23 protein-coding genes are annotated in these 26,427 nt (G+C 51.8%); 19 read left to right on the top strand and 4 right to left on the bottom strand.

Annotation, left to right across the window (positions count from 1 at the left end; translation table 11 throughout):
• From ACYZYZ_RS05170 to ACYZYZ_RS05200, 7 genes are all read left to right on the top strand, one after another.
• The coding region (locus ACYZYZ_RS05170; RefSeq protein ID WP_461483493.1) for a peptide chain release factor 3 at positions 1–1,418 on the top strand (1,418 nt) is incomplete at its 5' end.
• 55 nt (positions 1,419–1,473) lie between these two features.
• The gene (locus ACYZYZ_RS05175) at positions 1,474–1,890 is read left to right on the top strand and encodes a VOC family protein (protein WP_461483494.1); all 417 of its coding nucleotides are present in this window, start codon (positions 1,474–1,476) and stop codon (positions 1,888–1,890) included.
• 63 nt (positions 1,891–1,953) lie between these two features.
• On the top strand, positions 1,954–2,451 hold the full coding sequence (locus tag ACYZYZ_RS05180) for a methyl-accepting chemotaxis protein (RefSeq protein ID WP_305170762.1): 498 nt from the start codon (positions 1,954–1,956) through the stop codon (positions 2,449–2,451).
• 63 nt (positions 2,452–2,514) lie between these two features.
• Positions 2,515–3,264 (top strand): TSUP family transporter, encoded by a 750-nt coding sequence (locus ACYZYZ_RS05185; RefSeq protein ID WP_461483495.1) that lies wholly within the window; start codon positions 2,515–2,517, stop codon positions 3,262–3,264.
• Positions 3,261–3,593, top strand: coding sequence for a hypothetical protein (locus ACYZYZ_RS05190; protein WP_461483496.1), 333 nt, complete (start codon positions 3,261–3,263; stop codon positions 3,591–3,593). Before ACYZYZ_RS05185 ends, ACYZYZ_RS05190 begins: the two co-directional genes overlap by 4 nt.
• On the top strand, positions 3,590–4,675 hold the full coding sequence (locus ACYZYZ_RS05195) for an AI-2E family transporter (RefSeq protein ID WP_305170766.1): 1,086 nt from the start codon (positions 3,590–3,592) through the stop codon (positions 4,673–4,675). The genes ACYZYZ_RS05190 and ACYZYZ_RS05195 overlap by 4 nt, the downstream gene beginning before the upstream one ends.
• Before the next feature lie 48 nt (positions 4,676–4,723).
• Positions 4,724–5,386 carry a class I SAM-dependent methyltransferase gene (locus ACYZYZ_RS05200; RefSeq protein WP_461483497.1) on the top strand — a complete coding sequence of 221 codons (663 nt, stop codon included), beginning with the start codon at positions 4,724–4,726 and terminating at the stop codon, positions 5,384–5,386.
• Between the two features lie 34 nt (positions 5,387–5,420).
• Here ACYZYZ_RS05200 and ACYZYZ_RS05205 read toward each other — a convergent pair whose 3' ends face one another.
• Positions 5,421–6,164: a response regulator transcription factor gene (locus tag ACYZYZ_RS05205; protein WP_305170768.1), complete on the bottom strand. Its 744-nt coding sequence runs from the start codon at positions 6,162–6,164 to the stop codon at positions 5,421–5,423.
• Between the two features lie 281 nt (positions 6,165–6,445).
• On the opposite strand from ACYZYZ_RS05205, the gene ACYZYZ_RS05210 reads away from it, so the two are divergent.
• The 12 genes from ACYZYZ_RS05210 to ACYZYZ_RS05265 all read left to right on the top strand — a co-directional run bounded on the left by ACYZYZ_RS05210 (position 6,446) and on the right by ACYZYZ_RS05265 (position 24,201).
• Positions 6,446–9,739, top strand: a complete 3,294-nt coding sequence (locus ACYZYZ_RS05210) for a PAS domain S-box protein (RefSeq protein WP_461483498.1) — start codon at positions 6,446–6,448, stop codon at positions 9,737–9,739.
• Complete coding sequence (locus tag ACYZYZ_RS05215) at positions 9,723–10,118, top strand: response regulator (protein ID WP_305170770.1); 396 nt, start codon at positions 9,723–9,725, stop codon at positions 10,116–10,118. The genes ACYZYZ_RS05210 and ACYZYZ_RS05215 overlap by 17 nt, the downstream gene beginning before the upstream one ends.
• Before the next feature lie 6 nt (positions 10,119–10,124).
• Entirely contained in the window at positions 10,125–11,372 is a 1,248-nt protein-coding gene (locus ACYZYZ_RS05220) for an EAL domain-containing response regulator (protein ID WP_305170771.1), read from the top strand.
• A 127-nt stretch (positions 11,373–11,499) separates the two neighbouring features.
• The gene (locus tag ACYZYZ_RS05225) at positions 11,500–12,915 is read left to right on the top strand and encodes an alginate export family protein (protein ID WP_461483499.1); all 1,416 of its coding nucleotides are present in this window, start codon (positions 11,500–11,502) and stop codon (positions 12,913–12,915) included.
• Between the two features lie 8 nt (positions 12,916–12,923).
• Complete coding sequence (locus tag ACYZYZ_RS05230) at positions 12,924–13,817, top strand: phosphate/phosphite/phosphonate ABC transporter substrate-binding protein (protein WP_461483500.1); 894 nt, start codon at positions 12,924–12,926, stop codon at positions 13,815–13,817.
• 88 nt (positions 13,818–13,905) lie between these two features.
• Positions 13,906–15,642, top strand: a complete 1,737-nt coding sequence (locus tag ACYZYZ_RS05235) for a response regulator (protein WP_461483501.1) — start codon at positions 13,906–13,908, stop codon at positions 15,640–15,642.
• A 550-nt stretch (positions 15,643–16,192) separates the two neighbouring features.
• Positions 16,193–17,278, top strand: a complete 1,086-nt coding sequence (locus ACYZYZ_RS05240; RefSeq protein ID WP_305170915.1) for an efflux RND transporter periplasmic adaptor subunit — start codon at positions 16,193–16,195, stop codon at positions 17,276–17,278.
• Positions 17,275–20,430 (top strand): efflux RND transporter permease subunit, encoded by a 3,156-nt coding sequence (locus tag ACYZYZ_RS05245; RefSeq protein ID WP_461483502.1) that lies wholly within the window; start codon positions 17,275–17,277, stop codon positions 20,428–20,430. The genes ACYZYZ_RS05240 and ACYZYZ_RS05245 overlap by 4 nt, the downstream gene beginning before the upstream one ends.
• Positions 20,427–20,774 (top strand): hypothetical protein, encoded by a 348-nt coding sequence (locus ACYZYZ_RS05250; protein ID WP_461483503.1) that lies wholly within the window; start codon positions 20,427–20,429, stop codon positions 20,772–20,774. The genes ACYZYZ_RS05245 and ACYZYZ_RS05250 overlap by 4 nt, the downstream gene beginning before the upstream one ends.
• Positions 20,761–21,348: a uracil-DNA glycosylase family protein gene (locus ACYZYZ_RS05255; protein WP_461483504.1), complete on the top strand. Its 588-nt coding sequence runs from the start codon at positions 20,761–20,763 to the stop codon at positions 21,346–21,348. Before ACYZYZ_RS05250 ends, ACYZYZ_RS05255 begins: the two co-directional genes overlap by 14 nt.
• A 75-nt stretch (positions 21,349–21,423) precedes the next feature.
• Positions 21,424–22,791 carry an HD-GYP domain-containing protein gene (locus ACYZYZ_RS05260; RefSeq protein WP_461483505.1) on the top strand — a complete coding sequence of 456 codons (1,368 nt, stop codon included), beginning with the start codon at positions 21,424–21,426 and terminating at the stop codon, positions 22,789–22,791.
• 48 nt (positions 22,792–22,839) lie between these two features.
• Complete coding sequence (locus ACYZYZ_RS05265; RefSeq protein ID WP_305170909.1) at positions 22,840–24,201, top strand: HD-GYP domain-containing protein; 1,362 nt, start codon at positions 22,840–22,842, stop codon at positions 24,199–24,201.
• Here ACYZYZ_RS05265 and greB read toward each other — a convergent pair.
• From greB to ACYZYZ_RS05280, 3 genes are all read right to left on the bottom strand, one after another.
• Positions 24,198–24,701: a transcription elongation factor GreB gene (gene greB, locus ACYZYZ_RS05270; protein ID WP_305170908.1), complete on the bottom strand. Its 504-nt coding sequence runs from the start codon at positions 24,699–24,701 to the stop codon at positions 24,198–24,200. The genes ACYZYZ_RS05265 and greB overlap by 4 nt on opposite strands.
• A gap of 4 nt (positions 24,702–24,705) precedes the next feature.
• Positions 24,706–25,857, bottom strand: a complete 1,152-nt coding sequence (locus ACYZYZ_RS05275) for an alpha/beta hydrolase family protein (protein WP_461483506.1) — start codon at positions 25,855–25,857, stop codon at positions 24,706–24,708.
• A gap of 13 nt (positions 25,858–25,870) precedes the next feature.
• Positions 25,871–26,427: acetate--CoA ligase family protein (locus tag ACYZYZ_RS05280; RefSeq protein ID WP_461483507.1), on the bottom strand; the 557-nt coding region annotated here is incomplete at its 5' end.

Here is a 26,427-nt window from a genome sequence, read left to right on the forward strand (position 1 = left end):
CTGACTGGATGCAGATGGAGAAGGAGCGGGGCATCTCGGTGACTTCGTCGGTGATGCAGTTTCCCTACAAGGACGCCATGGTGAATCTGCTGGATACCCCTGGGCACGAGGACTTCTCCGAGGATACCTACCGCACTTTAACGGCGGTGGATTCTGCGCTGATGGTGATCGACGGTGCCAAGGGCGTAGAGGATCGCACCATCAAACTGATGGATGTGTGCCGCCTTCGTGACACGCCGATCATTTCATTCGTCAACAAGATGGACCGGGATATTCGCGACCCCATCGAGCTGCTGGACGAAATCGAATCGGTGCTGAAAATTGCCGGGGCCCCCATTAACTGGCCGATTGGCATGGGGCATGACTTCAAAGGCGTCTACAACCTGTATACCGATACGATCCATGTCTTCAAGCCTGGTCAGGGACACACCATTCCCGAAGATATTCAGGTTGCGGGAATTGATTCCGAAGAGGCGACCGAGCTGCTGGGTTACTACGTTGACGATATCCGTGAGGAAATCGAACTGGTGCGTGGCGCCACCCACCAGTTCGACCTGGAACTGTTTCTGGCCGGGCAACTGACGCCGGTATTTTTTGGTACGGCACTGTCGAATTTTGGAGTGCGGGAAATGCTCGACCACTTCGTGCAATGGGCGCCTGCGCCGCAACCGCGCCTGGCTGTGGAGCGGGAAGTAACCCCCGGAGAAGAGCAGTTCAGCGGTTTCGTCTTCAAGATTCAGGCGAACATGGACCCGAAACATCGGGACCGCATCGCCTTTATGCGGGTCTGTTCCGGTCGCTACCAGCAGGGTATGAAGATGCACCATGTGCGTATCGGTAAGGATATCCGCATTGCCGATGCTGTGGGCTTCAAGGCCGGTGATCGTGTAGCGGTGGAGGAGGCTGTGGCCGGTGATATTATCGGCCTGCACAACCACGGTACCATCCAGATTGGCGATACCTTTACCGGGGGCGAGGATCTGAAGTTTACCGGTATTCCTCACTTTGCTCCGGAACTTTTTCGTCGAATTCGCCTTAAAGACCCATTAAAAACCAAGCAGTTACAGAAGGGTCTTCAACAACTTTCTGAAGAGGGAAGCACCCAGGTATTCTTTCCCCTCAACAACAATGACATTGTCGTGGGTGCCGTGGGGCAGTTGCAGTTTGACGTGGTGGCCTACCGCCTCAAGGATGAATACGGGGTCGAAGCGGTCTACGAGCCGGTGAATGTTTACACTGCTCGCTGGATAGAATCGGACGACAACAAGAAAATCGAAGAGTTGAAACGCAAGGTGCCAGATGGCGTCGCCGTCGACGGAGGCGGGCATCTTACCTACCTGGCCTCCACGAGGGTCAATCTGGCCCTCACTGAGGAGCGCTACCCGGAACTGCAGTTCCGAGCCACCCGGGAGTTATAAACCCGGTTACCGGGTTCACTATAATCCCTGTAGGTCATTTTCTGCGGAGTGAGCAATGGACCCGGTATTTCCCCGCCTCACACATATTGCGCTTCATGTGGAAGACATGGATGCCTGTGTCGCGTTTTATCAATACTACTGCGATATGGAGATCTGCCATGCTCGTAACAACGGACAACAGCGCATTGTCTGGCTGGCAGAATCCGGGCGTGAAAAGGATTTAATCTTTGTATTGATGGACGGTGGCCGCAATCTGGCGCTGCCGGATGATGACTACCGTCATTTTGGGTTTGCCATGCCCAGCCGGGAAGCGGTGGATGACTTGGCGGAACGGGCCAATGCCCGAGGAGAACTGGTTTGGCCGCCCCGTGAGGAACCTTTCCCGGTCGGTTACTATTGTGGGCTGCAGGACCCCAATGGCAACTATGTGGAATTCAGCTATGGTCAGCCTTTGGGGCCTGGTGCCGGGTAATAATCGTTTGCCCGTTAGCGGCTGTTGTAATAGTCTGACCTCACCTGCCTGGTGGAGAAAATCATGGATAACCGACGCAAAACGGTCGTTGTTAACGGTCGATTTCAATATCAGTATGCGCTGGTTGCCGCAGCAGCTTCGGTGCTGTTGATCAATCTGTTTATCATCGTCAATACCCTGTTACCCGATTACCGGGGATTCCTGCTCAACGGTTGGCACACACTCATTGTGGCGGTGGTGGAGATTTTCCTGATCGGTGGCGTCTGGTGGGGCAGTCTGATCGCCAGCCACCGAATTGCCGGCCCGCTCTATGTGATGGTGCGGGAAATAGAGTCCATCTCGGAGGGGGACTTCACCGCCCGGGTAAACCTGCGTCGCTATGACATGTTTCAGCCCGAAGCCGAAGCTATCAACCAGAGTATGGAAATTCTTCAAAAGCGCATTGACCGTATCAAAAGTATTGTCGATGAAATCGAGAAACAGCCCGGTGGTTATGCCCCGGCGACCCCCGACCATCTTGCTCGCCTGAGAGCAGAGCTTGAACAGTTCAAAACCACTTAAGTTGTTATTACCGGGCAGGGCTGTAAAGGTTGCGGTGCTGCACTAGTCACGGGTTTTACTCCTTTGCCTGATCCCGCTGTTTTTGTATTACTCGTTGTTATCGCCTTTGCCGCGGGATTTATTTCATCCATCGCCGGGGCTGGAGGCGTGCTGACCTTGCCGGCACTGCTTTGGGCCGGATTGCCACCCATCACCGCACTGGCCACCAATAAGGTGCAGAGCACCTTGGGCACGCTTTCCTCCACCTGGAATTTTTTCCGCAAAGGGCATCTCGACCTCAAACCGTTGCTGCCGTCTATGGCAACGGCGCTGATCGGTTCATGCCTGGGCACCTGGGTGGTGCAACGGGTGGGTAATGAAGTGCTGGCGACATTGATTCCCGCCCTGTTGATCGCCATCGGCCTTTACTTTCTGGTGTCCCCGCGCATCAGTGATGATCACCGAGAGCCGCGAATTTCCAGTCTGCAGTTCGCCATGACCGCGGCACCGTTGATGGGATTCTACGGCGGTTTTTTTGGTCCTGGCATGGGTTCCATTTTTCCGTTTCTGATGGTCTGGCTGATGGGGTATGGACTGCGTAAAGCCACAGCTCAAACGAAGGCTATGGTACTGTCGGTGAACGGCGTATCTGCCGCGATTTTTATTCTCGGTGGACACGTGATCTGGTCGCTGGCCATCGCCATGTCGCTGGCACAGATAGTTGGCGCCAGGCTGGGCTCAAACCTGGTGATCAGTCGCGGTGGTGCACTGGTGCAGCCGGTGATTATTGTCGTTACCCTGGTGGTTGCCCTGAAACTGTTGATTGCGCCATGACTTTTCTGCTGACCCTATTGCTGACGTTTATCGTCGTGCTTGTCGCGATCGTTGTTTTCGTACGTGTGGGTACTCCGGTCTACCAGTTGAAAAAGCATAACGTCGAGACCTTGCTGGCCATGGTGGTGGCGGGGGAGGCGACGGAAAATGACTGGCAAGTATTTTTGGGCGTGCCGATCAGACATAATGAGCAGCTTGAGGCCCTGCGGCTGGCCTGTTGTGAGATCAGCGAGCGCGAGTACATGGGCGGGTCTGGTCCGCTACTTACGGCAAAAGGTATCGATGAAGTTCGACAATTGCTGGAGCAATTGCAAGGAGACGAGGAATGACAAGGGAATCATCACCTATGGTCCGTGGGATCATTATTGCGGCTGCGTTCGTCGTGGTCGTGGCAGGGCTGAAAGCGGCAGAAACTCTCCTGGTGCCGTTTCTGTTATCGGTATTTATTGCCCTGATTTTTTCCCCGCTTCTCGCCAAACTGAAACAGCTGCGGGTACCCGGTGGGCTGGCCATCTGTCTGATCATTGGCCTGGTGGTTCTGGTGGGGTGGCTGATTGGCATTTTAGTGGGTGCCTCCATCAATGATTTTCGCCAGAATCTGCCCCAGTACCAGGAACGTTTGCAAACCATGAGTGTGGGGGTGCTTAACTGGATGAATGAACGGGGCATTACCCTCGACATGGAACAGATGCGACAAAGTTTCGACCCGGGCAAGGTGATGCAACTGGCGGGAAACACCCTGAGTTCCTTTGGCAATGTTATGACCAATGCCTTCATGATTTTGCTGACGGTGGTTTTTATCCTCGCAGAGGAAATGGGCTTCAGTGAAAAGCTGCAGTCGGCTCGCAAGGACAATGGTTCTACCGGCGAGGCGTTGCAGCGTTTCACCCAGAGCGTCAATAGTTACCTGGGTATCAAATCGCTGCTCAGCCTCCTTACCGGGGTGCTGGTGATGATCTGGCTGTGGTTCCTGGATGTGGACTACCCGGTGATGTGGGGGCTGCTCGCATTCCTGCTCAATTTTGTCCCGACCATCGGTTCCATTATTGCCGCCGTCCCGGCCGTGCTGCTGGCGCTGATTCAGTTGGGCCCGCTGGTGGCGGGATTGACGGCTGCCGGTTATCTGGTGGTCAACGTGGTGGTGGGCAATGGCCTGGAACCGAAATTGATGGGCAAGGGGCTTAACCTGTCACCACTGGTGGTGTTCCTGTCCTTGGTGTTCTGGGGTTGGGTGCTTGGCCCGGTGGGTATGCTGTTATCCATTCCTCTGACCATCATGGTCAAAATTGCCCTGGAGAATCACGAAGAAACCTACTGGCTGGGGATAATGCTGGGGGCCGGTGTTCGACCGCAGCCTACAGTTGTCGATGACGAGGATTCTTCTGAATCCCCACAACCTCAGGACAGCTGACCTACTTCCGGTCGATGTGGGTTCGTCATTCGCCGACAGGAGGACGACATGTCTAGTCAGACGATTAATCTCAGTCCTGATCTGTACCGCTATATGCTGGATATCTCCCTGCGTGAGGCAGAGGTGTTGAAGGCCCTGCGGGAGGAAACCGCCCGCTTGCCCAACGCCAATATGCAGATTGCCCCTGAGCAGGGCCAGTTTATGGCGATGCTGGTACAACTGAGCGGTGCACGTCGGGTGATCGAGGTGGGTGTCTATACCGGATACAGCTCACTGGCGGTGGCTGCCGCACTGCCAGATGACGGTTATCTGCTGGCCTGTGATATCAGCGAGGAATACACCGATATTGCCCGGCGCTACTGGCAGCAGGCGGGTATCGGCCACAAGATCGATCTGCACCTGGCTCCGGCTGTCGACACGTTGCAGTCGTTGATCGACAGGGGGCATCCTGCAGACTTCGATTTTGCTTTTATCGATGCCGACAAGGAAAACTATGAGGCCTATTACGAGCGTTGCCTGCAGTTGTTAAGGCCGGAGGGACTGATTGCTGTCGACAATGTACTCTGGAATGGATCAGTGATTAATCCCGAAAAGCAGGATACAGATACCCGTGCTATTCGAGCCTTTAATCAGAAGTTATTATCGGATGAGCGCGTGGATATCAGCCTGGTGCCCATTGGTGATGGACTGACCCTGGCGAGAAAGCGCTAGGCGTCCGTATGCTCCAGTGGGGCTGCTGTGATGACTAGATACTCATCCCTTTCGCGTTGACCCGCTCCAGGCGATAGCCGAAGCCGTGCACAGTGGTGATCTGCCAGCCGTGTTCGGGTATCAATTGCATTTTCCGGCGCAGCTTGCCGATATGCGCATCCACTGTACGGGTGTCGATGTCATTGGCAACACCCCACACGGACTCCAGTAACGCCTTGCGGCAAAAAAGGCTACCATTATGGCTGAACAGCTGCAGGGCAAGCTGGTATTCCTTGAGCGTCAGGCTGATCGGTTGGTCGAGAAAATAGGCCTGTTGATTGGTTTCGTCAAACCTGTAGGGCGAGTAATCGTTCTGCGGTTCGTGCTGCATTTCGGCATACAGGAGGCTGGTTCGTCTCAGAACGGCAGAACAGCGGGCCATGAACACCTGCTTCTGAAAGGGTTTCACTATGTAGTCGTCAGCCCCCATCAACAACGCATTGGCGATGTTGGCGTCCTCATCCAGCCCGGTAACGATAATGATGGGGACGTTCAGGCGCAGTTGCTCACGACACTGCTTGATCAAAGAGTCTCCACTGCCGTCCGGCAATGTCCAATCGAGAATGATCAGGTCGAATGTATTGCCGGTCAGTTCCTGGCGTGCCTCATCGAGCGAATAAACTCCCTGGTAGTCATAGCCCGCATGCTCAATCAGTTGACGGTAGACTCGTTGTAGCGAGTCGTCATCTTCGACCACGCAAACCCGTGGACGCTCAAGATGTTTTTCCTTTCCGGGCATGAACAAAGCTCACAACACAATCTGAATTTACAAAAATTTTACAGCGGCGCTTCACCTGTCTCGCTAGTATCTGTAGTATCTATACGTGTTTAGATAGCAGCTGAATGCGGCTAAAGCCTAATACTATGCTGAATTAACCGATGTAAGAAAAGGTTTTTTATCTACAGGTACTTGCATGCTGCCCCTCCCAGCGAAGACGTTTACCGCTCTTCGGAAAAGGTATGTCATCAGTCGGTAATCTGTTTGGGCAATATAAACGTATAGCTGAGGAAATAGCTCAAATGGATAGTAATAACATGCGAGTGCTTCCTGGCAAGAAGAAAGCGTTTCTGGCCGCACTACTTACCTTCTGTTCCATCAATCTCATCATGCTTGCCTACCTGATCCATCAAGAGGGTCAAAACCTTGGTCTAAAATCTCTAATCGTGGACCAATGGTATAGTGATGTTGCCGATATATACGAGGCCAAGCTTGAACGGCAAAAATATCTAGCCGGTTTCTTTTTGGCCTCTGTGCATGTGACGGAGACAGAGTTCGACTCCTTCGCCAGATCTGATCGGGATAGTGGGCCTTATGATCAGGTGCTCGGCTGGGTGCCATTTTCAGCATCAGAGGACAGCGACGCTCGGTCTGCTTCGGCTTTAGCCGCTAGCGCGATGAAAGTTCAATACCTGTCTGTATCCTCGCAATTCAATATTCTCCGCGACAAGGATTTCAACCAGCTTTTCCCTGCCTGTGCCGGTCTTATAGAGAAAATGATGATTTCGGGTAAGTCGGCTGCCTGTATCCCGCACCAGTCTTCACTGCCGCCGTTCATGGATCAAAGTTACAGTGATGCATTGCTGGTCACTACACCAGTATCGACAATAGGGAAATCTGAGCCCATTGGTATGGTTTTCGGAATGTATGCCCTTGGCCATGCATTACTGAAAGCCGCCCCAGAAAATGATTTAGGGGTCTATGCTCACCTTTTTGTGAGGGACAACACGGGCTATCGAAATGTGTACCGCTATGGTCATCACGTTGCAAATATAGATGTGCCTCCGCGTTCACTGGGCCATATCAAGGCACTGCAGTTTCACCATATAAGCACTCTGCGCGTGGCTGATGTGCCCCTGGTGTTTGCCTTTTCCACCGGAGCCCGACCACTACTGTTGACAGACGGGTTTGATTGGTTGGCTTTTTTTATCCTGCTTATTTCAATTTTCGGTGCTGTAGCGGCGTATTACATCATCATTGCCATTCAGCGCCGGCTGGTCGATCAGAAAATAGCCCAGGAAAATGCCGATCACCTAAATCAGTTGATCAATGGCTCCGTTGATGCCCTGGTAGAGACTGACACTGAAGGGCTGGTGACGACCTGGAGTCCGGCGGCGGAATGCATTTTTGGCTGGACTGAAGGCGAGGCTAAAGGCCGATTACTGACCGGCATGATTATTCCCCCGGAGCATCGGGAGCCCCACGACATAGGGTTAAAACACCACTTGGAAACGGGGAAAACCGAAATACTCGGTCGGCTGATGGAGTTCAAGGCTCTGACCAAAGAAGGTTCCCTCCGGGATGTGGAGATATTTATCGAGAAAGTGGAGCTGGGTGAACACATCTATTTCGCTTGGTTCCTTCGCGATGTGAGCGAACGGAAATTGAACGAGTCGAAAAGTAATGCGTTGCTGGAAAATATTCCGGATATGGCCTGGTTCAAGGATGTTTATGGTTGCTTTGTCGCAGTCAATGAAGCCTTCTGTCATGCCGCAGGGCGCACACGTGAAGAATTGCTTGGAAAAACCGATTGCGAGATATGGCCCCATGACCTTGCGCAAGACTATATTAATGATGATATGAAAGTTATTGCCAGCAAGGAGGTACACGAGGTGACCGAAATGCTGTACCACTGCGACGGCACAAAACGCTGGATCGACACCATTAAGCGGCCGGTACTGGATAACTATGGCAATGTAATCGGAACGGTTGGTATTGGACGCGATGTGACAGAGTCGCAGCAGAACCAGGCCCAATTGAAAGCCCTAACTCTTAAGCTGCAGGCCATTTTTGATGCTGCGCCGATCGGCATCTTATTTACGAAAAAAGACAATCTTGATCAGAGCGTTATTATCCGGTGTAACAGGCGAGTAAGGGAGCTGTTCGGCTTTGCTGAGGATGAATTGGTTGGTTTATGCCCAGATGTGCTGTTTGCCATAGAGGAGGAATTCGAACAATTTTCTAAGGGCTTTTCGCACATGCCGTTGGAAGAAAATATTACTTTGGAAGCACGATTAAAACGTAAGAACGGCGGCTCGTTATTTTGGGGGCGCTTGACTGGCAGGCCTCTTGTGGGTGACAGGCCTGAGAACGGCTATGTCTGGCTGATAGATGATGTCACCAACGAACGTGATACTCAGGAGCATTTGATACGCGCCCAACGCATGGAAGTGATTGGTCAGTTGACCGGCGGTTTGGCTCACGATTTCAACAACCTGCTCGGCATTATCGTCGCCAACCTGGATCTTGCCAGAGAAATGCTAGGTGATGATTCGACCATCAACAACTTCATGGATGTCGCCCTGGAAGCGTCACTGCGTGGGGCAGGTTTGACTAAAAAACTCATGTCGATCGCCAGGAAGCAGAACCTTAGTGCAGTTGAAGTGGACATCAACCAGACGCTAACAGAAATGCAGAACCTACTGCGGGCCTCAACCGGCAGGGGTATTGCTTTTGAAATGAGCCTGGTTGATGGAAACACCACTTGCATGCTGGATGTTTCCGGTTTTGAAACTGCCGTGATCAATCTGGTAATCAATGCCAGAGATGCCCTGCTGGAAACGTCGAGAACGGATGGTGTTATCAGGATAACCACCAGCATTGTTAACTTCGATGAAGGTGACTGCTTTTTCGGCAGAATGACTCCCGGCCCCTATGTCTCCATTCGTGTTTCGGATAACGGCCCCGGAATGTCGAAAGAAGTGCTCGGTTCTGCGATGGAAGCTTTTTTCACCACCAAGCCCCTTGGTAGTGGCACCGGCCTTGGTTTGCCCATGGTTCAGTCATTCGTAGACCATGCCAAGGGGAGCATCAAATTATACTCTGAAGAGGGGTTTGGCACGACGGTTTCGATCTCCGTTCCCACCTGTGATGGTGACCTCGGCAAATCTGAGCCCATGTGGAAGACCGATGACTTTAAGGGGACAGGACGAATTCTGCTGGTTGAGGACGAGGAAGCACTGTTGCTGGCGACTAGTACCTGGCTGCAAAGCCTGGGTTATGAAGTGGTGGCAGCTGTGTGCGGCGAGGACGCCCTAGAGTTGCTCCGGGCACCCGGCGCACATTTTGATTTGCTGCTCACGGATGTGGTGATGCCTGGCGAAGTGAACGGTATTCAATTGGCTAAAAAGGCCAAAAAACACGATCCCAAAATGCAGGTGATCTATATGAGCGGCTTCACTGGGCTGGTTGCGTCCGAAACCATTTTTACTCCGGAAAACTTGCTGATAAAGCCCTTTAGAAAGCGGGACCTCGGAAAAATAATTAAAATAAATTTCAACTCTAATGGAGTGAAAAACGATGTACTTGAGAAATAAAAAGTCATCTCCCAAACTTCTGATCATCGACGACAACCGGTACTATGCCGCTACCCTCTGCACAGTGGCCGCCTACTTGGGCTTTAATGCAAATGCGATCATGCCTGGTCCGTCTGTTGTTTGGAGTATTTTAAACGCTGACTTGTTGGTGCTTGATCTGGACATGCCGGGGATGAACGGCATTGATGTGTTGCATGAAATGGCTATAGAGAAAGTTCCCACAAAAGTGCTTTTGCTGAGCGGGGTATGCCCCGACTTGCTTCAGCAGAGTAAAGACCAAGCCCGGGAGTGGGGTATTGACGTGGTGGGTTGCCTCTCAAAACCGGTACGGGTTAATGAATTAAAAGATTTTTTAAAACGATCGTACGAGAATAGGTAAGAAATAATGAATTCTTTACAAATGTCAACTACGGCCTCGCCCTGGGTTGCCATCATTGATGATGAAGAGCTGGTTGCTGAGACTATGGCTACGGCAGCTGCGCAGCTGGGTTGTCGCGTGAACACGATGACATCTGTGGAGGAACTGCTAGAGGGCGATCACCTTTCATACGATGTCATCGTGCTCGACCTCAACATGCCCAAGGTCGATGGTATTCAGTGTCTTCGGCGACTGGCTCAGCGGGGTTGTGGCGCGCGGATAATCCTCACCAGTGGGTACGACTCACGGTTGCTTGAGACCGCTGTCCAGTATGGGCAGGGGCTAGAACTGGATATGCTGGGAGCTATTGAGAAGCCCTTCAGGATATCTGTATTTCGCAATCTACTCTCCATAGAACATGAAGCGAAGAAAAAGGCTGTGGAGAGGGAATACCCAGTATCACTTGATGATGTGTTACGGGCCATGGATGAAGGGGAATTTGAAATGCATTACCAGCCGCTGGTGAGCCTGGCAACGGGCCAACTGTCCGGTCTGGAGGCCCTTATCCGTTGGGAAAACCCCGAGCTGGGTATGGTGCCGCCAAATGCATTTCTGCCCATTGTGGAAGAGCACAATCTGTCACTACCTTTATTCAAGTACGTTACCGATAGGGTGCTGAGTGGCTGCAGTGTCCTGAAACATTACTTGCCGGAATGTATCCAGCTCGCCATTAACTTGCCGCCTTCAGCCCTTTCCGAATCAGAGTTCCCGGATCAAATTGTCGCACTGGCTGGTAAAATGGGATGCCCGGCCGACCGGATAAAGTTTGAACTCACGGAGACCACGGTTTTCGAGAATTTTTCCAAAGCCTACGAGATTATCTCCCGGCTGAGGCTTAAAGGTTATGGCGTATCCATGGATGATTTTGGCACTGGCTACTCGTCCCTGGCTCAGTTCAGTAAGCTTCCATTCTCCCAAGTCAAAATTGACATGCATTTTATCCAGACGGCGATGACCTGTGCGGCCTCCAGGGCGATTGTGGAAAATACCGTACAAATGGCGAAACAACTGAAAATCAATGTTGTCGCCGAAGGGGTGGAGGATTATGAGACCTATGTCTGGCTCAGAGAGATTGGCTGCGATGAGGCACAGGGATGGTTCATTGCCAAGGCTATGCCTCCACGTGCCTTGCTGCTGTGGCTTAATGAGCTGGCTAACCGTAGCGACTTGAAGCCACTTGAAAATTTCAGTGATTTTAATCGCCAGAGTACTTGACCACTCTATATATCAGACGTCAATTATTTGCGCACTTTCGGAAATTGAAATTCTTAAAGTATTTTTGAAATTCATAGGAAAGAATAATTAAAAGTATATGAGTGGTCCGTTTGGACGGTGTTGGCAATTGCTTATCAACCAAATACACAATGCGCTGCATCTGAGAAAAGCAAAACTATTCAGATGGTGTGGTGTTTTTTTCATCGCGTGCACATTTTTTATTGCAGAAATTTGCATTGCAGGACCATGGCGCATACAGGATAGCATTGATAGTGACACATTTCGCCTAAGTGGTAAAAGCTTAACCCGGTACGAGTCCCTAGATGGGCAATATCGTGGTGGGCGTGGTGATAGCGATCAGGTAGTTGTATTCAGAAACCAGTTGAAAGCCCAGTTTGTTTTTGAGGGGTTTTCATTGGTTGGTGAGTTTATGGATGCTCGTCAGGATAGGGCTGATAGTGGCTCGCCTATTTCCACCGCTGTCGTTAATACATCTGAGCTTATACAAAGCTACCTAGCTTATACAGCCAGGAATATTTTTGGTGAAGGAGACGAGTTGTCATTTCAGTTGGGTCGGCAAACGATGGATATGGGCAGTCGCAGGTTGATTGCCAGCACCCGTTTTCGCGCAACTGAGAATACGTTTACGGGCCTCAGGTCTGATTGGCGGTCTGATCATTTCAATGCAACTTTTTTTTATTTTTTGCCAGTAACCCGATTGCCCTCGGATCCCGAATCATTGCTGGATAATGAACACCAGACAGATGTGGAGACTAGCCATATCAGATTCTTCGGTGGAACTCTCTCAACACCTTCAATGCTGAAGGGTTGGACAACTGAACTCACTGCGCTGAAACTGATAGAAAAGGACAGTGCCCTAGTACCCACTTCAAATTTCAATATAACTACGGTAGGGGGGCGCATCTTCAATGCTCCCCAAAAGGGCAGCTTTTATGGCGAGGTTGAAACATACTATCAATGGGGCAGTTCTCATAGCAGCCCATTAGATAGTGATACCAGGTCGTTAGATCATGAGGCCTGGTACGGCCACCTGGGATTGGGGTATAGCTTTGATGTGGCTATGAATCCAAGGCTTGAGCTTTTGTTCGACTACGCAAGTGGTGACAGGAATCCGACGGACGGAGATAACAATCGCTTCCATTCCTTGTACGGGGTTACTGCCTTTGAGTTCGGCCCCACAGGAATATACGGTGCATTTGCCAGAGAGAATCTGAAGTCTCCTGGGGTTGGGCTTACTCTTGCACCAGCTAAAGATATCTCCATGGAAGTAACCATGAGGCACATGTCCCTCGCATCAAGCAAGGATGCATGGACAAAGGCCAAATTACGAGATACCAGTGGCGGTTCTGGTACAGATCTTGGCGATCAACTTGAGGCCAAGGTTGTCTGGGATGTTTTGCCTGGAAATTTAAAATTCATGGTCGGTTTTACCAATCTCTTTGCAGGTGATTTCAGTGAAAATGTTTCAGGCGATAAATTTGATACACACTATGGATATCTGCAAACAGTTATAAGTTTCTAGGTGAAAGAATGTATTTTCAGAGTAAGTTTACTAACGGCTATCAATCTTTTTCTTTGCTCAAAATTGAGCGTGCTTTTTATCGCCTCGCAGTATTGTTGGTTGCCGTAGTTCTACTCGCGCCTTCTATCGTTGGCTCAGCTATAGCCGCAGAATTTACTGTAGGTGTTGTTCCTCAGTTTGAAGCAAAAAAGCTGCACTCAACATGGCAGCCTATACTCGATGCGCTGTCTTTGAAAACGGGTCATACATTCAAATTGATGGGAAGTAAAACTATCCCAGAATTTGAGTCGTCGCTCCAAAAAGGTGAGTTCGATATTATTTATGCCAACCCATGGCACGCCGTAATTGCAAATGAAACGCAAGGGTATGTGCCCATAATCAAAGATGGCAAGAAGAAACTTAAAGGTATTCTTGTTGTAAGAAAAGATAGTGGTATCAACGAAGTAAGCCAGCTTGATGGACAAGAAGTCGCTTTTCCTGCCCCAAACGCTCTTGGGGCATCTTTGCTAATGAGGGCGGATCTGCAAAACCTTTTCGGTGTTCAGGTAGTGCCCATCTACGTGAAGACGCACACTTCGGTGTACCTAAATGTAGTTCTTGGTGATGCTTCAGCAGGTGGCGGCGTGAGGGGGACATTCATGGAACTACCCAATAAGATGTCTGATGTCTTGCGTGTTCTTTATGAAACAAGGCCAATGAATCCCCATCCAATATGCGTTCATCCTCGATTATCAGATGAGGACCGAGTGACGATACAAAGAGCGTTCTTGGACCTTGGTGAAGATCTGGCGACAAATAGCCTATTTTCAGAAGTCCCAATAGATCTTCCGGAGCGGGCTAGTATTGACGATTATTTAATACTGAAGAGTTGGGGGTTAAGAGATTTTTATGTCTCGGAATAGGAGTAAGTTAAGGTCGGTTAGTTCCACCGTAGCCCTTGGATTGATGGGGCTGGCCTTGTTTATTCTATCCCTGAGAATATTTGTTTTCATGCCGCTGGAAGAGTCGACCATTCGCCAATCCCTCGTTGATGCCCACAAAGGTACACTTAATCAACTGGGGTCAGTAGTGATCACGCCAATGCTACAGCGTGACTACTCGACTATGTTCGAATTGCTCGAGTCTCAAGAGGCCAGGGACGGTTGGAAACGTATTCGCGTCATAAGGGACAATGGAAAGCAATTGTACCCGCTGGATCCATGGGAACCCATGATTCAGAAAAATGAAATACTTCTAACACAACGGTTATTATTCCTGGACAAGAGCGTTGGGGAACTTCAACTTGTTTTAGATCTAGATCATGACCTGTTATCAATTTCAGAATTTGGCTACCAGATAGAGGCTTTGAATTTAGGGCTTTTTTCTGCAGGCTTGTTCTTTATGTTCCTATATTTCAGGCTGAATATCGGTGTTCCTCTGGAAAGGCTATCAGATGCGATGACAGCGCTTACAAGAGGGGACTTTGAATACCCCCTGCCAAAGGTAAAGCATGCTGAATTAGACGGGTTACTTACAGATTTTAAATGGTCTCGAGAAAATATTCGTCAGCATCAGGAGAAGTTGGTTGCCCTGCGGGAAGAAGCGAACGAGGCAAACAGGGCCAAGTCGAATTTTCTATCGCATATGAGTCATGAACTGAGGACCCCGCTTTACGCCATCATAGGTATTTCTGATTTTGTTATTTCTGAACAGAAAGCGCCCCAGGAGCTTATTAAAAAGGTAAAAACAATAAGCACTTCAGGGCAGCACCTGTTATCGCTAGTAAATGATATGTTGGATTTGCCAAGGCTGGAGGCTGGGGCTATAGATTTGTTTCTAGAGCCTCTCTCGATTAGCAAAACCTTTAAGGACGTTTCAGGTGTTGTCCAGAAAATAGCAGAAGAAAAAGGAAAGAAAATAAAATTCACTGTCAGAGAGAACCCTGCAATCGTTGTTGCAGATAATACACGTCTATCACAGGTGCTATTCAATCTGATTTCTAATGCCTGCAAATATAGCCCTGAAGGCTCTGAAATAAATGTCTATTACCAAGGATTGTCTGGTGATCGAGGGGCGATTCTGGTTTGTAATACAGGCAGAGAACTGTCGGAAGAAGAGAAGGCCCGTATTTTCAGCCCATTTGAGCGACTTGATATTCATAAAAGCCTTGTAGACGGGGCAGGCATCGGCCTTGCTATCTCAAAACGATTGGTAGAGCTAATGGGGGGGGCACTATCTGTCCGCTCTGATTCAGAGCATGAAATAGTATTTGCTGTCGAGCTGCCTATCACTGATCAGGAACCAAAATACAGAGATAAGCTCGATTATGATGTCGAGTCAGAGGTTCAAGTAGGGGGTGTTGATGTGGCTGATGACGCTAAATTTGTGTTGGTTGTAGAGGATGACAAGACAAATCAAATGGTCCTGGCGGCTCAGCTGGAACATCTTGGCTATAAGTTCATCATGGCTGACAGTGCGAAGGATGCTATAGAAAGGCTTAAGCAGTTAACAAATATTGATCTGGTTCTTACTGATGTTCGAATGCCGGGAATGAGTGGTATAGAGTTAACCCGTTATATTCGAGATCAATTAGAAAAGAGCAATAGTCATATCAAAATTGTCGGCATATCAGCCTATGCAATGGACGAAGATATCAGCAAAGGGATAGCAGCTGGTATGGATGCTTATCTGAGCAAACCATTTAGGCTTGATGATCTTCGTAAAACCCTTTCTCGTATTTTTTTATAGACATCCGGTCAATATCAACGCGACCTCCATAAACTTTTTGCCAGAGAGAGGAGTGATGAGAGTGGCTGAAAATTAGGAATCCATCAAATCGGGGCATTGCATCTATACCAGTTCTAAAAAATAACAATGTGACAGAGATGCTTTGTATCCTGTCATTAAAAGTTAGACTAACTAGTCTGCATGTCTGAGGGATGTTTTTTTTCGAGTCCAACACATTGTTGTCAATATGCTTTGGCGGAGAGAAGCACTTGAAGAGTTGCAGAGACTTTTTTCTTCCACCGTCTGTTGCCAGTAGGCGATCGATAATGCCCACTTGCGGACAATGGCCGCTGCCATGATAAATATCATGGAAACCCTATGCTGGGGCTCTTCATATGAACTGGTTAATGGGGTTGATGGCTGTTTGTTGTGGTCGTTATGAGTGATTTCGTTAGACATTGGGCAGGCGTGAGATGACTTTCTTTCCAATCCTGTGAGAGCTTGATTACCATAGCTGCAGTGATGTGGGGAAACCCGCGTACTGTCAGCCACTGTTTGGCGGAGAACTGATTTGAATGCCAATGTAAAAATCGCGCTGGTGACCCTGGTGCTCGTCATTAGCTGGTTTCTCAGTGGTGCGCTCACCAATGGTGAGGAGGAAGCCTCCCAACAACCTCAAACCGAAACGTCTGACCTGGCTAAAGTGAGGGTGGTTTGGAGCGAAGCTCAGGAATACTCCCGACAGGTTCTGGCTCGGGGAAGAACGTCTCCCAACCGTGAAGTCATCCTTAAAGCCGAAATCAGTGGCCGTGTAGTCGCGGTGCCGGTGGCCAAAGGCCAGGCAGTTGCCGAGGGAGATGTGGTTTGCGAACTCGCTGAGGAAGACCGACCACAGCGGGTGGTCGAAGCGGAAGCAACCGTGGCTCAGGCGGAAATCGATTACCAGGGGGCCTTAAAGCTCAAGCAGAAGGGTTATCAGTCTGAATCGGCTATTGCCCAGGCCAAGGCGCGTCTGGAGAGTGCCAAAGCCACTCTGGCACAAACCCGGGTTAATCTTGCCAACACCCGAATTGTCGCGCCATTTTCCGGTTTTGTGGATGACCGCCCGGTTGAGGTGGGTGATTACATGGACCGCACCAATATTTGTGCGGAACTGGTGGAGATCAATCCGTTAAAGGTCGTTGCCAGGTTATCGGAGCGTGAAGTGGTGCAGATCTCCGCCGGCAGTGAGGCGAGTGTCAAACTGGCTACTGGCGAGCAAGTGACCGGTGAGGTGGTCTACCTTAGCCATCTCGCAGATCCTCAAACCCGCACCTACGAAATGGAAATTTTGTTGCCTAACCCGGATTTTCGACTGCGCGCGGGTGTGGCCAGCCATATCCAGGTGTCTGCAGACCAGGTGATGGCCCATCGTATCCCCGCAGCGTTGCTGGCTTTGGGTGATGCCGGTGAAGCCGGCGTGAAGATTGTCGATGACCAGGATCGGGTACAGTTTGTCGAGCTGAATCTGGTGGGCGATGACGGTGAAGGGGTCTGGATTACCGGCCTGCCGGAAAAAGTGAGGCTAATTACCGTGGGCCAGGAATATGTCTCCAGTGGTGAACAGGTGATGGCTGAGGAAGATACCTGGACCATAGCGGACCAGCGCCCCCTATGAATTTTCTCGAACGCGCTATCAGTCACTCCCGGGCGACCGTCTCGCTACTTCTGTTTGTGCTGATTGCTGGCGTGTTTGCCCGCTCCTGGATTAGTGTTGATCTCAACCCTAATGTCAGTGTGCCTTATGTGATGGTGATGGTGACCCATCAGGGCATTTCCCCGGAAGATGCCAATCGCCTGCTGGTGAAACCTCTGGAAACGGAGTTGAAATCCCTTGATGGGGTAGAAGAATTGACTGCACAGGCCAGGGAGGGATCGGCCTTTGCTATCGTCGAATTTGAGCCGGAGATTGACGTGGATGCGGCTCTGGCCGATGTCCGCGAGGCGGTCAGCCGTGCCAAGGCAGAATTCCCCGATGATACCGATGAGCCCCTGGTCAAGGAGATGTCGGCCTCTCCTGAACCTACGGTAGTGATTACGTTTTCCGGCGATCAGCTCACCGAGCGGGAGCTGTTTCATATTGTCAGGCAGTTGCGTCAGGATGTTGAGGCGCTGCCGGAAATTCTCGAGGCCAATCTTTCCGGTGATCGCGAAGAGGTGGTGGAAGTGCTGCTCGACCCCTCCCGTCTGGAGCACTACAACCTCACCGCAGAGGAGCTCCTGAAGAGCGTATCTGCCAATAATCTGCTGATTCCCAGCGGGGAGTACGACACCGCGCGTGGGCGCTTTGGCGTCAAGGTGCCGGGCCTGATTGAAGACCGGGAAGATGTGATCAACCTGCCGGTGAAATTTAATGCGGATGGTGTGGTGACTCTGTCCGATGTGACGGATATACGCCGTACCTTTAAAGATCGTTCCGGTTTCAGCCATATCAACGGCCGAAGGGCCATGGCGATTGAAGTCTTCAAGCGCAATAAGGCCAACGCCATTCTGGCCGTGGATGCAGTCAAGCAGGTGGTTGATGCCGCCTCTCCCCGGATGCCTCAGGGTGTGCAGATCGATTATATTTTTGATGCCTCGGACTTTGCCTTGCAGATGGTGAATGAGCTGCAGGGTAATATTCTCACGGCAATCGCGCTGGTGATGGTGGTGGTACTGGCCGCACTGGGTCTGCGCTCGGCACTGTTGGTGGGGATGGGTATCCCGTTCTCTCTGCTGGGTGCCACCATCATTGTTTATCTGCTGGGCTACAGTTTTAACTTTATGGTGATTTTCGGGCTGCTGCTGGCACTGGGGATGTTGATCGATGGCGCCATCGTGGTGGTGGAATATGCGGATCAGCAGTCACTGGCCGGATATCCCGCCAGGGAGGCCTATGTGGCGGCAGTGCGCCGCATGTTTCTGCCCGTGGTGGCATCTACCGCGACCACGCTGGCGGTGTTTTTACCCCTGATGATGTGGCCGGGAGTAGTCGGGGAGTTCATGGCTTACCTGCCCATCACCGTATTTGCTGTTCTCAGCTGGTCACTCCTGTATGCCCTGTTTTTTGTGCCTGTGCTGGGGGTGTTATTTGCACGTGGACTGAAGCCCAGTGGTAAGGCTGACAGCAGCCGTGAACCGGAAAAAGATGCCAACCTGGGTATTCTGGGGCGGGCCTATGGCCGCTTTATCAGCAAGGCGCTTGCAAGCCCGGTATTGACGGTGAGTGCCGTACTCTCGCTACTGTTGCTGATTTTTGTGCTCTACGGTGCCTTTGGTCGAGGTGTGTCATTTTTTGTGGATACCGAAGACCGTTACGGCATTGTGTCCGTGCGGGCCCAGGGCAACCTGCCGGTGGCGGAAATGTCCCGCCTGTCCACCGAAGTAGAACAGCGGGTGATGGCTATCCCCCATGTGAAAGCGGTCTATGCCGCCAGCCAGGGCAATGGTATCGGCTCTAACCTGGAACGGGCCAAGGATCAGATCAGTAATATTCTGGTGGAGCTGGATCGGGCCAGTGACCGGGATGTAAGCAGTCATCAGGTGTTTGCAGAAATACGCAAAGCCACCACGGACATGGCGGGCATCATCGTGTCGGCTGAGCCGGTACAGGGCGGACCGCCGGTGGGCAAGGATATCCAGTTACAGCTGTCTTCCAATGACCGTCAGGCGATGCGCGAGACCGCACAACGGATTCGCTATTACCTGGAGCATGGGGTCAGCGGCTTGCTGGATGTGGATGACACCCTGCCGCTGCCAGGTATCGAGTGGGAACTGGTGGTCGACAGGGCCGAAGCGGCAATGCTCGGTGTTGATACCCTGCAGGTCGGCAATATGGTGCAGTTGGTTACCAACGGCATCAAGATCGGTGAATTTCGTCCGGATGATGCGGAAGACGAAGTGGAGATTCGGGTGCGTTACCCGGCGTCGGAGCGTGGGTTGTTTGCCCTGGATGAGCTGCGTGTAACTACTCCTAACGGCGCCGTACCGGTGAGTTCTTTCGTCATCCGAATCGCCAGGCCGAGGGTCGACAGTATTCAGCGCATTGATCGCGAGGAAGTACTGATGGTGCGTGCCAATACCGAAGATGGCGTATTGCCGGACGACAAAGTCAGGGAAATACGGGAGTGGTTGAAAAGTGCAGAAATTCCAGTATCAGTAAAGATCGATTTTCGTGGTGCCAACGAGGAGCAGGAGGATTCCATCGCGTTTCTCGGCGTCGCATTCCTGATGGCGCTGTTCCTGATGTTGATATTGATGGTGATGCAATTTAACAGTTTCTATCAGGCGTTCCTGATCCTGTCATCCGTGGTGATGTCTACGGCGGGAGTGATGCTGGGTCTGCTGGTGATGCAACAGCCCCTGAGTGTCCTGATGTCCGGTATTGGCATTGTCGCTCTGGCCGGAATTGTTGTGAACAACAATATTGTCCTGATTGATACCTATAACCACCTGCGCCGTGAATCTATTCATATGTCGGCGTTGGATGCAGCGAGAATGGCGGCCATGACACGGTTGCGCCCGGTGCTGTTGACCACTGTGACCACCGCTGTTGGATTATTGCCATTGGCGTGTAATGTCAGCCTGGATTTTGTTCACCGCCAGATTGAAGTTGGGGGCGAGTTGGCCTCATGGTGGCAACAACTGGCGGCGGCCATCGTCAATGGCCTGATGTTTTCGACCATCCTGACCCTGCTGGTAACCCCGGCGATGCTGGTGTTGCCGGAGTATCTGCGGCGAGGTATCAGTAAGGGGCTGGATGCCCTGTCGCCTGGTCAGCCCGGCGCATGAGCTCCGTGTTAAAGCGCGTCTGTTCGTATTTGTTTCTTGCCTGGATGTTGGCTTCCACTGCCATCGCATTAGTGGCGCTGTTGCGTGAGTTTGCTTTGCCGTGGCTGGGAATTCTGCTTTCTGCAGCCGCTCCGCTGGTGAACCGAGTCTTGCCATTCGACCGTGGTTTTTCCATGAACATGAAAGTCAAAATGCCGCTGGTGTCGCTGTTCGTCATGCTGGGTGTTGCCTGGGTATTGCTGACAGTTCCGGAGCGCAGTTGGCCACTGTGGTTAGTGCTCGGCACTCTGGGCAGCCTTCTTCTCGATACCTACTGGGCCAGCCAGGACGATGGCAACGTCTGATATTCCTCTGCAAAATCTCCTTGAAGAGGTGCGCTCCTGCGAGCGCTGTGAGGATCTGCCTCTCGGATCGAGGCCGGTGGTGAGGGCAGCCTCCACAGCCTCTGTGCTGATTATCGGACAGGCGCCGGGCACAAGGGTGCATGCCAGTGGTATCCCCTGGGACGACCCCAGTGGAGAACGGCTGCGAAACTGGATGGGTTTAACTTCCGAACAATTCTACGACACCTCACGTATCGCCATTATGCCGATGGGATTTTGTTACCCGGGGAAAGGGCGCAGCGGTGATCTGCCGCCCAGACCTGAGTGTGCACCCCTCTGGCACGAAGCCATTCTTGAGTCCCTGCCCAACCTCGGTTTAACGCTCTTGATCGGTCAATATGCCCAGTCCTACTACCTCGCCGACCATCACCGCAACCTCACTGAGCGTGTAAAGCGCTGGCGGGATTACTTGCCCCGATTTTTGCCCCTGGTTCATCCATCACCGCGGAATCGTCGCTGGCTGGCCCAGAATCCCTGGTTTGAGAAAGAACTGGTACCGTTCCTCCGAATGGAAGTTGCTCGTCGCATCAGCTGAGTATTTTGAGGAAAGAGTAATAAAAATAGGCCTATGAAGGCGCTATACTTCATCGCTGTTGCCAAGGAAGTCTGAATGAGCAATCCATTTATTGACCGATCTAATCTGATACGGGTGCCTGTTTCCGGTATCAAGCTCGGCATGTTTGTCGCTGAGCTGGATCGCCCTTGGCTGGAAACTCCCTTCCTGTTGCAGGGCTTTGTGGTCAGACATATGTCTGAAATCCGCAAGTTGCAGGAGTACTGTGACTACGTTTATGTGGAAAAACAGGGCCGCACCTGGGGGGACAAAAAAGATCCGTTCAGAGCCAACTTTGGTTTGCCCAAACGCCATGCCGATGGTTCCGGTGAAAGTGGCATGCAAAAGCGGGCCAAAAGCTCCATCACAAAAAAATCACCGCTCGAAGTGATGATGACCTCTTCCCCGCACCCTGTTTCAGAGTCCGTTGAAGCGGAACATCCGGTAGCCCGACAGGCCTATGAAAGTGCAAATAAAACGGTGGGGCAGTTGCTTGAGCAGGCCCGAATGGGTAATGCCGTAGATACCGAAGCCGCCAAGGAGGTGGTCACCGACTGCGTCGACAGTATCTTACGAAACCCCCATGCACTGTTGTGGATGGCCAAAATCAAACACGTGGATCACTACACCATGGAGCACTGCCTGAATGTCTGCATTCTCGCGGTAGCTTTTGGTCGCCACTTACGGCTACCCAAAGAAGACCTGGTGAAACTGGGTGTTGGTGGTATGTTGCATGATATCGGCAAGATGCGAGTGCCGCCTGAGATCCTCAACAAGCCTGACAAACTGACCGACGAAGAGTTTGAAATTATCAAAACCCACACGGAAGAGGGGCGCAAACTGCTGATGAAATCCGAAGGCTCTCTCAGCAGTGCCATCGACGTGGCCATCAACCACCATGAGCGTGTTGATGGCAAGGGTTACCCCAGAGGACTGTTTGCCTATGAACTGTCCAGTTATTCCCGAATTATTGCCATCGTGGATGCCTTTGACGCCATGACCAGCGACCGCTGTTATGATCAGGCACGTTCTACGCTGGATGCCTTGAAAGAAATTTATCGGCACCGTGGTACGCACTTTGACGAAGATTATTCACTGGAGTTTATCCAGCTGATGGGGCCATACCCCCCGGGTACCATTGTTGAATTGATCAATGGTTATGTGGCTATCGTTCTGTCTTCCATGGAGAAAAAGCGACACTTGCCATTGGTTAAACTGGTGCTGGATCAGGATAAACAGCCTATTGGTGAGGAATTTATCGACCTGCAGGATGTTCAGCGGGGTACGCTCACAAGAGAGTGGCTGATACGAAAAGTCCTCAAGGACGGTGAAAATGGTGTATTGCTGGAAAACTGTCCGGTGAGGATGGCCGTGTCGGCGTTTAATGTTTCTGATAGCACAGCTCAGCCCGGGGAAAGCGAATAGGCCACAGATCGATCTGCCAGGAAAGCCACTGATTGGAAGTGCAATGTTATGGATAATAAATTTCTCGACAAATCTGCCTATATTCGCATACCCGCCTCCGAGGTCAAGCTCGGTATGTTTGTGGCGGAGCTGGATCGTCCCTGGTTGGGGACGCCGTTTCTGACCCAGGGTTTCACCATCAGCAGCCTGTCTGAAATCAAAAAAATCCGTGAATTGTGCAACCATGTGTACGTGGAAAAAGAGGGGCGCTTATGGGCAGGGAAAAAAGATCCATTCGCCAAAACAAACCTTAACGCCAACGCCTTTACGACAAAACAAAACCAGACCGGCATTTTTAGCCAGGCCCAGAATCAAAAGCCCTCTCTTGCCGTAACGATTAACGAGCGACCGCTACATGTCCTGACTTCAACCTTCTACGAAGAGTTGCCCCAGGCTCGCCGAGTTTACTTGGCAGCTCGTAATAGCGTTGCACAATTGCTTGCCCAGGCACGTAGTGAAAACCAGGTTGACATGGTGCTGGCCAAAAAGGTGGTGGGCAGTATGATTCGCAGTGTGTTGCGTCACCCCGATCCGATGCTCTGGTTGACCAATGCCAAGGACAAGGAAGCGTACCTGCTCAATCATTGTTTGCACGTCTCTATTCTGGCAGTGAACTTTGGTCGCCTGTTGCGCCTAAACACCAAGGATATCCTCAGGCTGGGTTTGCACGGTCTATTTGCAGATATGGGCATGATGCGCCTGCCACTTGAGCTGTTGTCGAAAGTGGAGCCACTGACGCCGGAAGAGCAGGAACTGATGAATACCCATCCTTCCTTGGGGCGCAAACTGCTGATGAACAGTGAAGACGGTTCCCGCTTTGCCTCCGATGCGGTCATCAACCACCATGAGCGCCTTGATAGCAAGGGTTATCCCCGGGGCCTTAACGCCAAAACCCTGCCGCAATTTTCACGGATTATCAGCATCATTGATGCTTACGATGCCATGACTAGCCCTAGGGTGTACGCGGAAGAAAAAACACCCCTGCAGGCGCTGCAACAGGTGTATCGCAATCGGGGGAAACAGTTCGATGAAGATTTCGCCCTGGAATTTATCCACGCCATCGGACCCTATCCACCGGGCACGCTGGTTGAACTGAAAAATGGTTGTGTCGCGGTGGTGCTGACCAGCTCCCCGAAACAGAGGCAGCTCCCGGTTATAAGCCTGATCCTTGACACTGACAAACAGGCGCTTACAAGGGGCCAAGTGATCGACTTGTCTGCCTTGGATAAAGCTGGAGAGGTCAGTGACTATCTGATTCAGCGGGTCTTGCGTCATGGGGATTTCGATATTGATATTTTGAAGTTGCCGCTGGATTCTCTGGTTACACCTCCGATAGCCGATGAAGGTGAGGGGAACACCGTCGATCCTTAAGGGAGTTCGTAGATCACCTCCACGATAATGTAGCTCGTCTGCTTACCTTCGATGGTCAGTAGAACCTGGTCATCCAGACGCTTGCCCAGCAGCTGTTTCGCCAAGGGCGAATCGATGCTGATTTTCTTCTCTGCGGGATTAATTTCATCGGCGCCGACAATGCGGTAACGTAATTCCTCGCCATTGTCGTCTTCCAGTGTCACCCAGGCACCAAAAAACACCTTGTCTTTATCCGCAGGCAATCTATCCACAATGGTAACTTCATCCAGACGTTTGCTGAGATAGCGGACTCTGCGGTCAATTTCCCGCAAGCGTCGCTTGCCGTAGATGTAATCGCCATTCTCCGAGCGGTCGCCATTTTTTGCAGCCTCATGCACGGCGGCTGTCACGGCAGGGCGCTCCACTTTCCACAGCTGCTGCAGCTCTTCTCGAAGGGATTTGGCACCCTCCGGAGTAATGTAGGGAGCGCTTCTGGGGGCTGGTGGACGATACCTTCCCACCGGATTACAGGCCAATATTGAAAATAGGGGTGATTGGCAACTGGTCGGCGGGTTTGAAGCGAAACACGCGGCCGTAAAAATACAGTTCCGCTTCGAGAGCCGTTTTGATGGTTTCGGCCTTGCGGAAGCCGTGGCTTTCTCCTTCAAACGGCAGATAGGCGACGGCCATCTGTTTCTGACGCAGGGCCTTGACCATGGTCAGTGCTTGTTCCGGGGGAACAACTCGGTCATCCAGCCCTTGAAAGAAAATCACCGGGCAATCAAAGCGATCAACATGGTGAATAGGCGAGCGCGCCCTATAGGTTTCCTGCTGTTCCGGGTAGGGGCCGACCAGCCTTTCCAGATAGTGGGATTCAAACTTGTGGGTGTCACGGGCGAGGGTTTCCAGGTCACCAATGCCATATAGGCAGGCGCCGGCGCGGAAGATATCTTCAAAGCACAGTGCTGCCAGTACCGTGTAACCGCCGGCGCTGCTGCCGCGAATGGCCACTTTCTTCCGGTCCACCAGCTGTTGATCTATCAGATAGCGGGTGCCTGCCACTACATCTTCCACATCGACGATTCCCCACTGGCCATCCAACGCATGCCGGTAGTCGCGACCGTAGCCGGTGCTACCGCGGTAATTGACGTCCAGAACAGCGAAGCCCCGACTGGTCCAATATTGCAGTTTAAGGTTCAGGCTGGTGCCCGTAGCGCCAGTGGGTCCGCCGTGACAGACGACGATCAGGGGTGGTTTGCTGTTTTCAGGTGCAGTGTAATCGGGGTTGGACGGTGGGTAGTAAAACCCGTGGGCAACGGCATTGTCCCCCGACGGGAAACTGATGGGCTGGGGGCGGGAAAGAAACCCGTCATCGATACCCAGGGGTTCCCCCCGAGCCACGGTTGTCAGATTGCGATCATCTGTTGTCCATTGCGCCAGCTCTGCAGAAAGTTGTGGTGCCGCGCCCACCAGCCAGCCACACTCACCTTGGCAATAAATATCGGAAATCTGGGTGTACAGGGTTTCCACGGGTTTCAGGGTTTGGCTATCCGGTGACAGTGTTGCCAGGAACCAGCTGCCGTCTGCGGTATAGCTGCAAAGGATGGCGCCATCACCTAAAAAGTCGTAGTTGGACATACCCAGTGTCCACAGCGGGGTGGCAAACTCCGCCGACATGGGAAGCAATGCTTCAATCTGGTGTGTGTCCCCAAGGCGATAGAGGTTCCACCAGTTGTTGGCCCACCACCAACAAACGGTAGTCGGTGCCGGGCAAGTAGCGTTCCACCATCACTTCATCGCGAAATTCCAGTGCGGTGTGGTACGCCGCCATCACCTGCTCACGGGTATGAATGTTGACGGTAACCCCCTTGCCTTGGTTGCCATCGCGGGGTTTGACCACCACAGCCCCGCCAATTTCTTGGGCTGCGGCCCACGCATCTTCTGCACTGTCCACTGGGCGGCCCAACGGTACAGGAACGCCAGCGGCATGCAGCAGTTTCTTGGTCAATTCTTTGTCTTGGGCAATGCCTTCGGCAATCGCGCTGGTGGTGTCGCATTCAGCGGCTTGGATGCGACGCTGTTTGCTGCCCCAGCCAAATTGCACCAAACTGCCTTGGGTTAAGCGCCGGTAAGGGATGTTGCGTGCCACCGCCGCATCCACAATCGCACCCGTCGAAGGCCCCAAGCGCACGTCTTCGTCCAGATCGCGCAGTTGCGCCACCGCGGTCGCCACATCAAAAGATGTAC

This window comes from Porticoccus sp. (assembly GCA_023261185.1).
Classification (GTDB): Bacteria; Pseudomonadota; Gammaproteobacteria; order Pseudomonadales; family Porticoccaceae; genus Porticoccus; species Porticoccus litoralis.

Excerpts from the sequence above, each read along its gene's own strand:
- ACYZYZ_RS05230 (WP_461483500.1), top strand. The coding sequence starts at position 12,924 with ATGTATTTTCAGAGTAAGTTTACTAACGGCTATCAATCTTTTTCTTTG.
- ACYZYZ_RS05205 (WP_305170768.1), bottom strand. The coding sequence starts at position 6,164 with ATGCCCGGAAAGGAAAAACATCTTGAGCGTCCACGGGTTTGCGTGGTC.
- ACYZYZ_RS05255 (WP_461483504.1), top strand. The coding sequence starts at position 20,761 with ATGGCAACGTCTGATATTCCTCTGCAAAATCTCCTTGAAGAGGTGCGC.
- ACYZYZ_RS05180 (WP_305170762.1), top strand. The coding sequence starts at position 1,954 with ATGGATAACCGACGCAAAACGGTCGTTGTTAACGGTCGATTTCAATAT.
- ACYZYZ_RS05275 (WP_461483506.1), bottom strand. The coding sequence starts at position 25,857 with ATGTCGGCGGAGTTTGCCACCCCGCTGTGGACACTGGGTATGTCCAAC.
- ACYZYZ_RS05175 (WP_461483494.1), top strand. The coding sequence starts at position 1,474 with ATGGACCCGGTATTTCCCCGCCTCACACATATTGCGCTTCATGTGGAA.
- ACYZYZ_RS05260 (WP_461483505.1), top strand. The coding sequence starts at position 21,424 with ATGAGCAATCCATTTATTGACCGATCTAATCTGATACGGGTGCCTGTT.
- ACYZYZ_RS05220 (WP_305170771.1), top strand. The coding sequence starts at position 10,125 with ATGAATTCTTTACAAATGTCAACTACGGCCTCGCCCTGGGTTGCCATC.
- ACYZYZ_RS05210 (WP_461483498.1), top strand. The coding sequence starts at position 6,446 with ATGGATAGTAATAACATGCGAGTGCTTCCTGGCAAGAAGAAAGCGTTT.
- ACYZYZ_RS05200 (WP_461483497.1), top strand. The coding sequence starts at position 4,724 with ATGTCTAGTCAGACGATTAATCTCAGTCCTGATCTGTACCGCTATATG.
- ACYZYZ_RS05245 (WP_461483502.1), top strand. The coding sequence starts at position 17,275 with ATGAATTTTCTCGAACGCGCTATCAGTCACTCCCGGGCGACCGTCTCG.
- ACYZYZ_RS05215 (WP_305170770.1), top strand. The coding sequence starts at position 9,723 with ATGTACTTGAGAAATAAAAAGTCATCTCCCAAACTTCTGATCATCGAC.
- ACYZYZ_RS05265 (WP_305170909.1), top strand. The coding sequence starts at position 22,840 with ATGGATAATAAATTTCTCGACAAATCTGCCTATATTCGCATACCCGCC.
- ACYZYZ_RS05190 (WP_461483496.1), top strand. The coding sequence starts at position 3,261 with ATGACTTTTCTGCTGACCCTATTGCTGACGTTTATCGTCGTGCTTGTC.
- ACYZYZ_RS05235 (WP_461483501.1), top strand. The coding sequence starts at position 13,906 with ATGCCGCTGGAAGAGTCGACCATTCGCCAATCCCTCGTTGATGCCCAC.
- ACYZYZ_RS05195 (WP_305170766.1), top strand. The coding sequence starts at position 3,590 with ATGACAAGGGAATCATCACCTATGGTCCGTGGGATCATTATTGCGGCT.
- ACYZYZ_RS05250 (WP_461483503.1), top strand. The coding sequence starts at position 20,427 with ATGAGCTCCGTGTTAAAGCGCGTCTGTTCGTATTTGTTTCTTGCCTGG.